This is a genomic window from Adlercreutzia sp. DFI.6.23 (assembly GCF_024462535.1).
Taxonomy (GTDB): domain Bacteria; phylum Actinomycetota; class Coriobacteriia; order Coriobacteriales; family Eggerthellaceae; genus Adlercreutzia; species Adlercreutzia rubneri.
On sequence record NZ_JANGBP010000120.1, the window covers coordinates 1 to 427 of the forward strand.

Annotated in this window: 1 pseudogene; it reads right to left on the reverse strand. The window is 63.5% G+C overall.

Annotated elements, in window-relative coordinates:
* Positions 1-360: pseudogene (locus tag NE591_RS12610) on the reverse strand (ferrous iron transporter B); the annotation flags it as partial.
* Positions 361-427 lie beyond the last annotated feature (67 nt).

Sequence of the window (427 nt, forward strand, 5' to 3'; positions counted from 1 at the left end):
CGACTGCACCCAGGGAGCGGCGCCGATGGATTCAAGCCAGCCGCGCACCACGACGGGCACGCCCACGTGGTAGAAGCCGTAGTCGGCCGGATCGGGCTCCTCCAACTCGCCGGCTTCGAAGGCAGCCACGCCCTCGTCGGTCTCGAGGATGCCCTCGAACTCCTCGACGGCGGCCTCGTACTGTTCGGTGCCGGTGTAGAGCCAGCCATCGCCGAACAGGCCGTCGTTGGCCCAGTCGGTGACGATGGTGCCCACGGTGGACACCGAGATGTAGTACACGAGGAACATGATGACGATGAAGATCGGGATGCCCAGGATGCGGTTGGTAACCACGCGGTCGATCTTCTGGGTGGTGGTCATGGTCTTCGGGGACTTCCTCACGCAGGCGTCACAAACCTCCGTGATATTGTCGTAACGCTCGTTGGTG